Source organism: Teichococcus wenyumeiae (assembly GCF_003696345.1).
Taxonomy (GTDB): Bacteria; Pseudomonadota; Alphaproteobacteria; order Acetobacterales; family Acetobacteraceae; genus Pseudoroseomonas; species Pseudoroseomonas wenyumeiae.
This window is the reverse complement of record NZ_RFLX01000001.1, coordinates 211,127-223,799: the sequence shown is the minus strand read 5'-3', so window position 1 is coordinate 223,799 and position 12,673 is coordinate 211,127. Positions and strand designations below refer to the sequence as shown.

The 12,673-nt window shown below is 70.9% G+C and carries 15 protein-coding genes; 13 read left to right on the top strand and 2 right to left on the bottom strand.

Annotated features, from left to right (window positions below; translation table 11 throughout):
* Positions 1-9: 9 nt before the first annotated feature.
* A complete protein-coding gene (gene tsaB / locus EBE87_RS01075) occupies positions 10-714 on the top strand; it encodes a tRNA (adenosine(37)-N6)-threonylcarbamoyltransferase complex dimerization subunit type 1 TsaB (protein ID WP_122139826.1) in 705 nt (234 codons plus the stop codon).
* Positions 711-1,145, top strand: a complete 435-nt coding sequence (locus tag EBE87_RS01070) for a GNAT family N-acetyltransferase (RefSeq protein ID WP_233553240.1) — start codon at positions 711-713, stop codon at positions 1,143-1,145. Before tsaB ends, EBE87_RS01070 begins: the two co-directional genes overlap by 4 nt.
* Here EBE87_RS01070 and EBE87_RS01065 read toward each other — a convergent pair.
* Complete coding sequence (locus EBE87_RS01065) at positions 1,120-1,362, bottom strand: sulfurtransferase TusA family protein (protein WP_199707409.1); 243 nt, start codon at positions 1,360-1,362, stop codon at positions 1,120-1,122. The genes EBE87_RS01070 and EBE87_RS01065 overlap by 26 nt on opposite strands.
* A 148-nt stretch (positions 1,363-1,510) precedes the next feature.
* On the opposite strand from EBE87_RS01065, the gene EBE87_RS01060 reads away from it, so the two are divergent.
* From EBE87_RS01060 to EBE87_RS01050, 3 genes are all read left to right on the top strand, one after another.
* Positions 1,511-1,951 carry a MucR family transcriptional regulator gene (locus EBE87_RS01060; RefSeq protein ID WP_120638614.1) on the top strand — a complete coding sequence of 147 codons (441 nt, stop codon included), beginning with the start codon at positions 1,511-1,513 and terminating at the stop codon, positions 1,949-1,951.
* A gap of 304 nt (positions 1,952-2,255) precedes the next feature.
* Complete coding sequence (locus EBE87_RS01055) at positions 2,256-2,696, top strand: Fur family transcriptional regulator (RefSeq protein WP_233553239.1); 441 nt, start codon at positions 2,256-2,258, stop codon at positions 2,694-2,696.
* Positions 2,693-3,493, top strand: a complete 801-nt coding sequence (locus tag EBE87_RS01050) for a GNAT family N-acetyltransferase (RefSeq protein ID WP_120638613.1) — start codon at positions 2,693-2,695, stop codon at positions 3,491-3,493. The genes EBE87_RS01055 and EBE87_RS01050 overlap by 4 nt, the downstream gene beginning before the upstream one ends.
* 97 nt (positions 3,494-3,590) lie before the next feature.
* On the opposite strand, the gene EBE87_RS01045 is transcribed toward EBE87_RS01050, so the two are convergent.
* On the bottom strand, positions 3,591-4,478 hold the full coding sequence (locus EBE87_RS01045; RefSeq protein ID WP_120638612.1) for a LysR family transcriptional regulator: 888 nt from the start codon (positions 4,476-4,478) through the stop codon (positions 3,591-3,593).
* An 87-nt stretch (positions 4,479-4,565) separates the two neighbouring features.
* On the opposite strand from EBE87_RS01045, the gene EBE87_RS01040 reads away from it, so the two are divergent.
* The 8 genes from EBE87_RS01040 (at position 4,566) to EBE87_RS01005 (ending at position 12,630) form a co-directional block, all read left to right on the top strand.
* Positions 4,566-5,141, top strand: coding sequence for an NAD(P)H-dependent oxidoreductase (locus EBE87_RS01040; protein WP_120638621.1), 576 nt, complete (start codon positions 4,566-4,568; stop codon positions 5,139-5,141).
* 52 nt (positions 5,142-5,193) lie between these two features.
* The gene (locus EBE87_RS01035) at positions 5,194-6,093 is read left to right on the top strand and encodes a lysophospholipid acyltransferase family protein (protein WP_120638611.1); all 900 of its coding nucleotides are present in this window, start codon (positions 5,194-5,196) and stop codon (positions 6,091-6,093) included.
* A 230-nt stretch (positions 6,094-6,323) separates the two neighbouring features.
* Positions 6,324-7,700 (top strand): tRNA (N6-isopentenyl adenosine(37)-C2)-methylthiotransferase MiaB, encoded by a 1,377-nt coding sequence (gene miaB, locus EBE87_RS01030; protein ID WP_120638620.1) that lies wholly within the window; start codon positions 6,324-6,326, stop codon positions 7,698-7,700.
* Between the two features lie 62 nt (positions 7,701-7,762).
* Complete coding sequence (locus EBE87_RS01025) at positions 7,763-8,827, top strand: PhoH family protein (protein WP_233553238.1); 1,065 nt, start codon at positions 7,763-7,765, stop codon at positions 8,825-8,827.
* Positions 8,824-9,360 carry an rRNA maturation RNase YbeY gene (gene ybeY, locus EBE87_RS01020; protein WP_233553237.1) on the top strand — a complete coding sequence of 179 codons (537 nt, stop codon included), beginning with the start codon at positions 8,824-8,826 and terminating at the stop codon, positions 9,358-9,360. The genes EBE87_RS01025 and ybeY overlap by 4 nt, the downstream gene beginning before the upstream one ends.
* Positions 9,357-10,253, top strand: coding sequence for a hemolysin family protein (locus EBE87_RS01015; protein ID WP_120638610.1), 897 nt, complete (start codon positions 9,357-9,359; stop codon positions 10,251-10,253). Before ybeY ends, EBE87_RS01015 begins: the two co-directional genes overlap by 4 nt.
* Positions 10,254-10,501: 248 nt before the next feature.
* Positions 10,502-12,034 carry an apolipoprotein N-acyltransferase gene (gene lnt / locus EBE87_RS01010; RefSeq protein ID WP_233553236.1) on the top strand — a complete coding sequence of 511 codons (1,533 nt, stop codon included), beginning with the start codon at positions 10,502-10,504 and terminating at the stop codon, positions 12,032-12,034.
* 131 nt (positions 12,035-12,165) lie between these two features.
* Positions 12,166-12,630 carry a helix-turn-helix domain-containing protein gene (locus EBE87_RS01005; RefSeq protein ID WP_120638608.1) on the top strand — a complete coding sequence of 155 codons (465 nt, stop codon included), beginning with the start codon at positions 12,166-12,168 and terminating at the stop codon, positions 12,628-12,630.
* The last annotated feature ends 43 nt before the right edge of the window (positions 12,631-12,673 follow it).

The window sequence follows — 12,673 nt, the reverse complement described above, 5'->3', positions numbered from 1 at the left end:
GGGGAAGCGGTGGACTCGCGCCCTGGCCCGCCCTATGGCCGCCGCATGCGGATCCTGGCGGTGGATGGCGCCCTGGCGAGGGCCTCGGCGGCGGTGTGGGCGGATGGGCGCGTGCTGGCGCGCGCCGCGGTAGATGGCGCGCGGGGCCAGCCCACGCAACTGCCGCTGCTGGCGCGGCAGGTGCTGCGCGAGGCCGGGCTGGAAGCGGCGGCGCTGGATGCGGTGGCGGCGGTGGTGGGGCCGGGTGGCTTCACCGGGCTGCGTGCCGCCCTGGCCCTGGCGCAGGGCCTGGCGCTGGCGATCGGCCGCCCCGCCATCGGCGTCACCACCGGAGAGGCGCTGGCCGCCGGCCTGCCCGCCGCGCGGCGCGAGGGGCGGGAGGTCTGGTGCTGCATCGACACCCGCCGCGGCCGCCTGCTGCTGGAGCGTTTCGCGCCCGGCGCCGATGCCGCGATGGCACCGCCGCGTTCCCTGGCGCCGGAGGAGCTGCCCGCCTGCGCGATGCCGCCGCTACTGGCCGGCGATGCCGTGCCCATGGCGCTGGCCGCCCTGGCGGCACGCGGCCTGACGGCCGAGGATAGCGGGCTGCACCTGCCCCATGCTGCCGATGCGGCGGTGGTGGCGGCGCTGCGGCTGGCCGGGCGCCTGCCGCCGCTGCCGGCGCTGCCGCTCTACGTGGAGCCGCCGGCGGTGCGGGCGCCGCCGCAGGCATGATGCCGGCGCCGCTCTCGGCCGGTGATGCGCCGGCCCTGGCCGCGCTGCATGCCGCCGCCTTTCCGCCCGCCGAGGCCTGGGGCGCCGATGCCATTTCGCTGATGCTGGGGCTGGAAGGCGCCTATGGCTTCGGGCTGGATGGCCAGGGCTTCATCCTGGCCCGCGCCGTGGCGGGGGAGGCGGAGATCCTGACCCTGGCGGTGGCGCCGGAGGCCCGGCGGCGGGGCGTGGCCGGCGCCCTGCTGCGCGCCGCCATGATGGAGGCGCAGTATCGGGACGCGCTTGTCATGTTTCTGGAAGTCTCGGCTGATAATACTGCGGCGCGTGGTCTCTATAGCCATGCTGGCTTCGCGCAGGTCGGGCTGCGGCGACGTTACTATGCCGATGGCAGTGACGCGCTGGTGCTCAGCCGCCCGCTTTCCGCAGCCTGAGCCGCGTCAGGCCGCCCGCTTCCTCCACCACCGAAAGCACCGCATGGCCCTGTTCCTGCGCCGTGCGCGGCACGTTCCGGCGGGGTTCCTCACCTTTCATCAGAACTTCAAGGATCTCGCCCGGCGCCATCCGGTCGAGGGCCAGCCGGGTGCGCACGAAGGTCATCGGGCAAGTCTCGGCCGTGATGTCGATCTGTCGGACGGGTGATTCATCCATGTGTTGTTCTTGCGGCATTTTGTAAAACCCGAGGATTTTATTCGTCGCGGCTGTTGCGGGAAATCGGTGAATACAGATATGCTGCTACAGGCCGGCGCGGCAAGTGCCGGCATGATGATCAGCAAGAACTGCATGAAGAGGCAATGCTATGGCCGAAGAACAGGCTGGGCGTGATCTGCTGGAACTCACGGCGCAGATCGTCGCCGCGCATGTCTCGAATAATGTCGTGGGCCTGCCGGAAGTCCCCTCGCTGATCGAGCAGGTTCACCGCACCCTGGCCGGCCTGGGCGGCGCCGCCCCGGTCCCCGCTCCGGTGGCCGAGAAGCCGCAGCCCGCCGTGCCCGTGAAGAAGTCCGTAACGGACGAGTATCTGGTGTGCCTGGAAGACGGCAAGAAGCTGAAGATGCTGAAGCGGCATCTGAAGACCGCCTATGACATGACGCCGGAACAGTATCGGGAACGCTGGGGCCTGCCGCCCGACTATCCGATGGTGGCGCCGAACTATGCCAAGCATCGTTCGTCGCTCGCCAAGAAGATCGGCCTGGGCACCAAGCCGCGTGGTGGCCGCCAGCGCCGCGCCGCCGCCTGAGCTGAGGCCGCGCCGCCAGGGCATGGACCGCCCCCGTCGCTGATGCGCCGGGGACATGGCAGGCCCGGGCGCGGACCCCGCTCCAGGTCGCGTGCCTTGCTTTGGCGGGATTATGATGGCAAGGGCGGCTTGCATTCACCCGCCCACGCGGGGCCAGGTGGCCCCGGCGCAGGAGCTTCCGACCACGCGCATGGATACCCGCCACGCATCCCCCTCTCCTTCGGCCTCCGCCACGGCGGCGCCCGACCAGTCCCGGCCCGATCCGCTGCGGATCGAGCGGCTCTGCGTCGAGCGTGGGCTGAAGATGACCGGGCAGCGCCGGCTGATCGCCCGCGTGCTGTCCGAGGCGGTGGACCACCCGGATGTGGAGGAACTCTACCGCCGGGCCCTGGCGCTCGATTCCCGCGTCTCCATCGCCACCGTCTACCGCACGGTGCGGCTGCTGGAGGAAAAGGGCATCCTGGAGCGGCATGACTTCGGCGGCGGCCGCGCCCGCTACGAGGCCACCGACCATGGCCATCACTACCACCTGATCGACATCGATTCCGGCAAGGTCATCGAATTCTCGGACGAGCAGCACGAGGCGCTGGCCACCGCCATCGCGGCCCGGCTGGGCTTCCGCCTGGTGGGCCACCGGCTGGAGCTGTTCGGCCGCAAGCAGGAGCAGGACCCGGCGCCGCCCACGCGCGGCCGGCTCCGCCGTGCCCCCGGCAAGGGCGACGCCGGGGGTGGAGGAGCGGCATGATCGACCCTGAGGCCGGCTTCGGCGAGCTCCGGGCCGGCAATCTGGGGGTCCGCATCGCCATATCGGCCGATGAGGTGGATGCGGCGCAGGCGCTGCGCTACCGGATCTTCTACGGCGAGATGGGCGCGCATGCCGATGCCGCCACGGCCGCCACGGCGCGGGACCGCGATGCCTTCGATGCCGTCGCCGACCACCTGCTGGTGCTGGACCACAACCTAGGCGAGGGCGCCAAGGCGGTGGTGGGCACCTACCGGCTGATCCGCCGCGAGGCGGCGGCCCGCGTGGGCGGCTTCTATTCGGCCAGCGAATACGATGTCACGCCGCTGACCTCCCGCCCCGGCCCGGTGCTGGAGCTCGGGCGCTCCTGCGTCGATGCCGATTACCGTGGGCGGCCGAGCATGCAGCTGCTCTGGGCCGGCATCGCCGCCTATATCGCCAAGCACAATGTCGAGGTGATGTTCGGCTGCGCCAGCCTGCCCGGCACCGACCCCGATGCCCTGGCGGCGCCGTTGAGCTACCTGCATGCCGAGCATCTGGCGCCGCCGGAGCTGCGCCCCCGCGCCATCCCCGAGCGCTTCGTGCGCATGGACCGCATGGACCTGGCGCTGATCGACCGCCGCGCCGCGCTGGCCGACCTGCCGCCGCTGGTGAAGGGCTATCTGCGGCTGGGCGGCTTTGTCGGTGATGGCGCGGTGATCGACACCCAGTTCAACACCACCGATGTCTGCGTGGTGGTGATGACCGAGCGTGTGACGGACAAGTACTTCCGTCATTTCGAGCGCAACAAGGCGGCCTAGCGGGGTTCCCCGCGCTTTCTCGCGGCAACTGTTCCAGGCTTTTATTTGCGCGGGCTTCTTCGCCCGATCAGGTCATTCCGCCTGATCGGGGCCTGCTTCAGCGCAGCAGGCCACGCAGCAGGGTGGCCACGTGCCGCACTCCGGCATCGCCATCCCGCCGCCGGTGCCAGGCCAGATGCAGCGGGAAGCCCTCCACCGCCAGGGGCGGCGGGAAGACCGCCCAGCCCGGCCCGGGCGGCAGGCAGCGGCTGGGCAGCAGGGCGATCAGCATGGAGCCTGCCAGCAGCGGCGGCACCATCAGGAAGCTGGGCACCACCATGCCGATGCGCCGCCGCAGCCCGCGGTGTGCCAGGGCCTCGTCCAGCGGGCCCTGGGTGGCGCCGCTGGCCGAGACCAGCACATGCGGCCAGGCCAGCCAGCTTTCCAGCCCGAAGCCGGCTGCCGCCGGATGGTCCTGGCGCATCACCACGCGATAGTCTTCCCGCAGCAGTTCCTCCCGCCGGAAGTCGGGGGCGGGCGCGGGAAAGACCGAGACGGCAAGGTCGGCACTGCCGCGCTCCAGCGCCTCCAGCGCCGCCGCCGCGCTCAGCCAGGGCAGCAGCACCAGGGTGAGGCCCGGCGCGCTGCGGGCCAGGGCGGCATGCAGCGCCGGGGCGGCGAGGGTGGCGGGGTGGTCGGCCATCACCAGCCGCACCGTCTGTTGCAGGGCGGAGAGGGGCGGGGTGGGCGCCTCCAGCACCGCCGCCATGTCTTCCAGCACCTGCCGCAGCGGCTGGCGCAGGGCCTCGGCCTTCGGGGTCAGGCGCATGCGGCTGCCGGCGCGTTCCAGCAAGGGGTCCTGGAACAGGTGGCGGCAGCGGTCGAGCGCGCTGGAGGTGGCGGGCTGCGACAGGTTCAACCGCGCGGCGGCACGGGAGACATGCGCCTCCTGCAGCAATGCATCCAGTATCACCAGCAGGTTCAGGTCGACGCCACGTAAATTCATGGCATGGATAAAAGGCTATACGGAGCATCCATTGGAAGGATGATCTGGCGCTCACCACCCTCAGGCCATCGCATCGCGGAGGCCACCATGCCCGAGACCCTGATCCTGCTCTTCCATCCGGAGCCCGCCCGCTCCCGCGCCAATGCCGCGCTGGCCCGTGCCGCCGCGGTCCTGCCGGGGGTGGAGGTGGTGCAGATGCAGCCGCTCTATCCCGGCGGCGCCATCGACGTGCCGGCGGAGGTGGCGCGGCTGCTGCGCGCCCGGCGGCTGGTGCTGCAATTCCCCGTGCAGTGGTACGCGCCGCCGCCGCTGTTGCAGCAGTGGCAGGATACCGTGCTGACCCGGATGTTCTACGAGGCCCCGGACACCGAGGGCCGGCGGATGCAGGGCAGGCCGCTGCTGGTGGCCGCCACCGCCGGCAATGTGCCGGAAGCCTATGGGCCCGGCGGCATCAACCTCTTCCCGCTGGAGGAATTGCTGCGGCCCTTGCAGGCCACCGCCAGCCGCTGCGCCCTGGCGTGGTCCCCGCCCTTCCTGCTCCACGCCGCCAACCGGCTGGATGAGGCGGGGCTGGCCGAGGCTGGCGGGCGCTATGCCGCGCGCCTGCGCCGCTGGCAGGCGGAGACGGCCGCCGGAGACGGGCGGCCGGCGCTGGCCGGCTGAGGTCGCGCGGATATCGTTTGTCCCTTCGCAAAGCCTCCGGTATCGCTGAGGCATGACGGCCAACCAGACCGCCCTCGACCCTTTGACCGGCCGCCGCCCGCTGCTGGTCGGCCCGCCCGATGCCTCGCCGCTCTCGCGCGGCAGCCGGCTGCGGGCAGCCGGGCGGCTGCTGCTGGTGGCGCTCTGGACGCTGCTCTGCATTCCCGTCCAGACGGTGCTGGTGCTGCTGCCGGGGCGCGGCAAGGTCTGGTTCGGCGGGCTCTACCACCGCGTGCTCTGCCGCATCATCGGCCTGAAGGTGCGGGTGGTGGGGCAGCGGGCGGACCAGGGCCCGGCCGGGCGGGGGCGCACGGTGCTGTTCCTGTCCAACCATTCCTCCTGGCTCGACATCCCGGTGCTGGGCGGCGTGTTGCAGGCGCCCTTCGTGTCCAAGGCCGAGGTGGGCCAGTGGCCCGGCATCAGCATCGTCGCCAGGCTGGGCCGCACCGTCTATGTCAGCCGCGCCCGTGGCCGCACCGGCGAGGAAGCCGGGGAGATGCGCCAGCGCCTCGCCGCCGGCGACAGCCTCGTGCTCTTCCCCGAGGGCACCAGCAGCGACGGCACCCGCGTGCTGCCCTTCCGCTCCTCCTTCCTGGCGGTGGCCGAGGCGGCGGCGGCGGTGCAGCCGGTCAGCATCGTCTATGACCGCATCGGCGGGCTGCCGACAACACGGCGGGACCGGCCGATCTTCGCCTGGTACGGCGACATGGAGATCGGCAGCCATTTCTGGCGGCTGGCGCGCGGCCCCGGCGGGCAGGTGACGGTGGTGCTGCATGAGCCGCTGGACCCCCGCGCCTATCCCAACCGCAAGATGCTGACGGCGGCGGTGGAGCGGGTGGTGGTGGAAGGTGCGGCGGCGCTGCGCCAGGGCCGCCCCGCCAAGCCGCTGCCGGCCCTGATGAAAGGCCGGTGAAGCCGGTTTAAACCGCCGGTTTACCTTGACCAGCGGCAGCCTCATCCACAACTCTGATGCTTGATGGACCGGCCCGATTCGACGCTCGGGCGGCGGTCTCCGGGGGCAGGCTTCGCTTGACCTCGGCCACCGCGCGCCGCACATCGGCCCTCGCCGCCGCCCGGATGACGGGTGGCGCCGGCGCAGGGACCGTGCCGGGTGTTGCTGCCGCGCCAGGGTTTTCCGAGAACATGACCGATACTGCCGTGCCGCCCCGTAAGCGGCTCTTTATCCGTACCTGGGGTTGCCAGATGAACGTCTATGACAGCGGCCGCATGGCCGATGTCCTGGCGCCGCTTGGCTATGGCCCCGCCGAAACGCCGGAGGAGGCCGACATGGTCATCCTCAACACCTGCCATATCCGCGAGAAGGCGGCCGAGAAGGTCTTCTCCGACCTCGGCCGGCTGCGGGTGATGAAGGAGGCCAAAGCCGAGGCCGGGCAGAAGATGGTGCTCGCCGTCGCCGGCTGCGTGGCGCAGGCGGAGGGCAAGGAGATCACCGCCCGCGCCCCCTGGGTCGATATCGTGCTGGGGCCGCAGACCTATCACCGCCTGCCGGAGATGGTGGCGCGCGCCTCCCGTGCCGCCGGCGCGCAGATCGACACCGACTTCCCGGTGGAACAGAAGTTCGACCACCTGCCGGAGCCCGCGGCCAGCCAGGGGCCGGTCGCCTTCCTCACCATCCAGGAGGGCTGCGACAAGTTCTGTTCCTTCTGCGTGGTGCCCTATACGCGCGGCGCCGAGTTCAGCCGCCCCGTGGCCGCCATCCTGGCGGAAGCGAAGGCGCTGGTGGCCGGCGGCGCGCGGGAGATCGCGCTGCTGGGCCAGAACGTGAATGCCTGGCATGGCGAGGCGCCGGACGGTTCCACGTGGAACCTGACGCGGCTGCTCTATGCCCTGGCCGAGCTCGCGGACCTGCCGCGCATCCGCTACACCACCAGCCATCCGCGCGACATGGACGAGGGGCTAATCCGCGCCCATGGCGCCATTCCGCAGCTGATGCCCTTCCTGCACCTGCCGGTGCAGAGCGGCTCCGACCGCGTGCTGGCTGCCATGAACCGGGGCCACAAGGCCGACCTGTTCCTGCGCATCTGCGACGAGCTGCGGGAAGCGCGGCCGGACATGGCGCTCTCCTCCGACTTCATCGTGGGCCATCCCGGCGAGACGGCCGAGGACCATGCCGCCACCATGAAGCTGGTGGAGCGGGTGGGCTTTGCTCTGGCCTATTCCTTTAAGTATTCGCAGCGCCCCGGCACCCCCGCCGCCGGCCAGCCCTTCCAGGTGGCCGAGGATGTGAAGGATGCCCGGCTGCAGGAACTCCAGGCCCTGCTGCGCCAGCAGCAGGACGGCTTCAACGAGGATTGCGTGGGCCGGGAATGCGAGGTGCTCTTCACCAATCCCGGCCGCCATCCGGGGCAGGTGATGGGGCGCACGCCCTGGCTGCAACCCCTGCATGCGGAGGCGCCTTTGTCCCTGATCGGGACCACGGCGCGGGTCCGCGTCACGGTGCGGCATCCCAATTCCCTCCGCGCCACCCTGCTGGATCAGAAGGAGCTTGCCCTCGCTTGAGCCTCTCCCGCACCGCCCCGATCGCGCTTCGCGCAAACCCCCGCAGCATGGACCGGCCATTGATGGGTGATACTGTTTCCGCCGCTCGCACCGTCACGCTGCAGTTCGATGACAACGCGCTCCTGCCGCTGCTCTACGGAGAGCACGACCGGCATCTCGCGCAGATCGAGCAGCGCGCCGGCGTGCGCCTGGCCAGCCGGGGCAACCGGCTGACCATCACCGGCTCCAACGAAGCATCCGGGGTGGCGGAGGCGGCGTTGCGCGCATTGTGGAAGCGGCTGGAGCGCGGCGACCCCATCGGCATCGCCGAGGTCGAGGCGGCGCTGCGCCTTTCCGAAGGCGCCGCCCGCGCGGCCCAGCCCGAGAGCGCCGAGCCCCGGCTGCCGCTCTCCGACCTGCCGGCCATCCGCACCCGCAAGGGCGCCATCGCGCCGCGCAGCCCGGCTCAGGCCGGCTACATGGACATGCTGCACCGGCATGACATGGTCTTCGGCATCGGCCCCGCCGGCACCGGCAAGACCTATCTCGCCGTGGCGCAGGGCGTGGCACTGCTGATGGCGGGGCGGGTGGACCGCATCGTGCTCTCCCGCCCCGCCGTCGAGGCCGGCGAGCGCCTGGGCTTCCTGCCCGGCGACATGAAGGAGAAGGTGGACCCCTATCTCCGCCCCCTTTACGACGCGCTGCACGACATGATGCCGGCCGATCAGGTGCAGCGGCGCATCGTCTCCGGCGAGATCGAGATCGCGCCGCTGGCCTTCATGCGCGGCCGCACGCTGGCCCATTGCTTCGCCATCCTGGACGAGGCGCAGAACACCACGCCCGCTCAAATAAAAATGTTCCTGACCCGGATGGGCGAGGGGACGCGGATGGTGGTGACCGGCGACCCCTCCCAGGTCGACCTGCCCGCCGGGCAGAAATCCGGGCTGGTGGAGGCGCTGGGCGTGCTGGGCGGGGTGCAGGGCATCGGCGTCACCCGCTTCGCCGAGCAGGACGTGGTGCGGCATCCGCTGGTGGCGCGCATCGTTGCCGCTTATAACAGGGCCGATGAGCAGGGCGGGACCAGCCAGAGGGCCGGCCGCGTGGTGCGCCGTGGTGGGGATGGCCCCTCGCGGCAGGAAGGAGAATGATGGAACCGGGAAGTAGATCGCCCGGCCGCACTGTCGCGGTCGGGCCTACCGAGGACGAGGCTTCGGAGCATTACCCTGGGCCGGAGGTCGAGGTGATCGTCGCGGCGCCGGGCTGGCGCGCGGCGGTGCCTCGGGTCGAGGATCTGGCGCGCCGCGCGGCCCAGGCCGCCTGGGCCGAGGCCGGGTTGGAGGCCGAGGGCGCCTTTACCGTCCTGCTGGCCGATGATGCCGCCGTGAAACGGCTCAACACCGACCACCGCGGCAAGGTGAAGCCCACCAACGTGCTGTCCTTTCCCGGTGAGATGCCCGGGCACCTCGGCGATATCGCGCTGGCACTCGGCGTGGTGCGGCGGGAAGCGCGTGCCAACAAGCGCCGCGTGGCCGCGCATCTGGCGCATCTGGTGGCGCATGGCACGCTGCACCTGGCGGGGCATGACCATTTGCAGGCCGGCGAGGCCCGGCGCATGGAGCAGGCGGAGGCGCGCATCATGCGCCGCCTGAACATGCCCAATCCCTGGCGGGGAATGACATGAGCGGCACCGAACCCCGCGACGGCTTGCTGGCGCGGCTGCAAAGCCTGCTGCGCAAGAAGAGCAACGACAGCGTGCGCGGCCAGGTGGAAGCCCTGGTCGAGGGCCGCGAATACCATGGCGGGGAGAATGGCGCCGCCCTGATCCCCGAGCTGGACGCGCAGGAACGCGCCCTGCTGACCAATGTGCTGAAGCTGCGCGGCAAGACCGCCGCCGATGTCATGGTGCCCCGCGCCGATATCGTGGCCATGCCCGAGGACCTGACGCTGGAACAGGCCATCCGCCTGATCCAGCGCGAGGGCCACAGCCGCTTCCCGGTCTACCGGGAGCAGCTGGATGAGGTCGTGGGCATGGTCCACATCAAGGACGTCTTCGCCAGCGTTGGCCGGGAGGCGCCCTTCTCCATGGCCGCCGTGCTGCGCCGGCCGCTCTTTGTCGTGCCGTCCATCCCGGTGCTGGACCTGCTGCTGCAGATGCGGCAGGCGCGCATGCACCTGGCCCTGGTGGTGGACGAATACGGCGGCATCGACGGCCTCGTGACCATCGAGGACCTGGTCGAGACCATTGTCGGCGATATCTCGGACGAGCATGACGAGGACCGCCCGCCGCAGATCGTCGAGCGGCCGGACGGGCTCATCGACCTCGATGCCCGCACGCCCATCGAGCTCTTCGAGGAACGCCTGGGCACGGTGCTGACCGAGGACGAGCGGGACCAGGATATCGACACCGTGGGCGGGCTGGTCTTCACCCTGGCGGGCCGTGTGCCGGCCAAGGGGGAACTGGTCTCGCATTCCTCCGGCCTGGAATTCCGGGTGCTGGAGGCGGACCCGCGCCGTATCCGCAGGCTGCGGGTGCGGCGGCCTGGGGTGACGGCGGCGAAAGCCGCGGCGGAGTAAAGGCTGGGGCGCGCTGCCCCAGGCCCCGCCGGGGTGGAAAGTCCACCCCGGACCCCGCTTCGAGTATTTTTCGGGCCTAAGGCCGGATGCGGCGCCTGTCGCCATGCTGTTTGATTCTGAAGATGCGCGGGCTGTAACCGGCCGCGCGGCCGCCATGGAACAGGTGGCGGCGCCCCTCAGCCCCGGCTTGCCGTCCCGAACGCCAGACCCCATCAAGACAGCCGACATTAGGATTGGCGCCTGATCTCGTGATCCGTTCTCCTTTGCCGGCGCTGCGGCGCCTGACGGGCCGCCGTGCCCTCCTGGCTGCCTTCGGGCTGGGCCTGTTGTCCGCATTGGCCTTGCCGCCGCTGTACTTGGTGCCGGTCCTGCTGCTGGCGGTGCCGGGGCTGCTGGCCCTGCTGGATGGGGCGGGAAGCTGGAAGCGCGCGGGCGTGCTCGGCTTCGCCTGGGGCATGGGCCACCACATGGCTGGTTTGTACTGGATCAGCCATGCCCTGCTGACCGACCCCTGGCGCTGGGGCTGGCTGGTGCCGGTCGCGGTGCCGGGGCTGGCGGTGCCGCTGGCGCTGTATGTCGCGCTGGCCGCCATCCTGGCCTGGCTGGCGCCGCCCGGCTGGCGGCGCTGGCTGGCCCTGGCGGGCGCCTGGACGCTGGCGGAGATGCTGCGCGGCCTGCTCTTCACCGGCTTTCCCTGGAACCTCATGGGCACCGTCTGGGCCTTCGATGCCCTGCCCTTGCAGGGGGCGGCACTGGTGGGGGTGCATGGGCTTTCGCTGGCCACCATGCTGCTGGCCGGTCTGCCGGTGCTGGGGTGGCGGCGGGCGGTGGCGGGGGGCACTGCGGCACTGCTGGCGCTGGGCGGCCTCGGCGCCTGGCGGCTGGCGCAGCCGGAGCCCGTGGTGCCGGGCGTGAACCTGCTGCTGGTGCAGGGCAATGTGCAGCAGGAGGCCAAGTGGCGGGAGGACCAGCGCTGGCCGATCTTCCGCCGCTACCTGGACCTGACGCGGGAGGGTGCCGCCAAGGCACCGGCCGGGGTGCCCCTGGTGGTGATCTGGCCGGAGACCGCCAGCCCCTTCCTGCTGCCCAACGACCCCGAGGCGCGGCGCTACGCCGCCGAGACCCTGCCCCCGGGAGGGGTGCTGCTGGCGGGTTCGGTGCGGGCGGAATGGAGCCCCGAAGGGCGGGCCAGCACGGTGTTCAACAGCCTCTCGGCCGTGGGGCAGGATGCGGCGTTGCTGGGCGTCTACGACAAGACGCACTTGGTGCCCTTTGGGGAATATATGCCGTTGCGCGGGCTGATCCCGATCCGGGTGGTGCAGGGGGGACTCGACTTCTCCTCCGGCCCCGGGCCGGTGGCGATGACGGTGCCGGGCCTGCCGCCCTTCAGCCCGCTGATCTGCTACGAGGTCATCTTCCCCGGCGCGGTGGCGCCGAGCACGCGGCCGCAATGGCTGCTGAACGTCACCAACGATGCCTGGTTCGGCTATTCCGCCGGCCCCTTCCAGCATCTGGCGGCGGCGCGGCTGCGCGCGGTGGAGGAGGGGCTGCCCATGGCCCGCGCGGCGCAGACCGGCGTGTCGGTGGTTCTCGACGCACACGGCAGAGTTGCGGCCAAGCTGGGGCTCGGCCATATGGGCAGCATCCTGGCGCCGCTGCCCGCCGCGCTGCCGCCCACGCTCTATTCCCGCCTCGGTGCCTGGGTACCAGGGCTTCTGGCCATGGCGGCTTTTGTGGCGCCCTTCCTTCTGGTGCGGCAGAAGGCAAAGGTGACGGCCTAGCTTGTCTCATTAAGTGGAAATTCTTGAAAGAGTTGACGCAACCCTTATTCAACCTTAAGAGGTAACAGGGTATGGGGTTGCCGACTCGTTGCTGGTCTGTGCAACCGGTCGATGTTGAAGGTGCACGAAACATGGCCAATGCCGAGGCTGCCGAGCGTACCGAAAAGGAACATCGGCCCAGCCCTATCGATACCCATGTCGGCAGCCGCGTGCGGCTGCGCCGGACCCTGCTGGGCCTCAGCCAGGAAAAGCTGGGCGAGGCTCTGGGCCTGACCTTCCAGCAGGTGCAGAAATACGAGCGCGGCGTGAACCGCATCGGCGCCAGCCGGCTGTTCGACCTGTCCCGCGTGCTGGATGTGCCGATCGGCTTCTTCTTCGACGACATGCCCGGCACCAACAACGGCAGCAGCGGTGGCAACAGCATGATGCGCCCGCGCCTGGCCGGCGGCTTCGCCGAGCAGCAGGAAGGCTTCGAGGACGACACGCTGCACAAGCGTGAGACGCTGGAGCTGGTGCGCGCCTATTACCGCATCAACGAGCCCGCCGTGCGCAAGCGCGTCTTCGACCTGATCAAGAGCCTGGCGCCGGTCGAGTAAGGCCAAGCTCGACTCCGTGGCCTGGCGGTCCTAGATCGCCGGT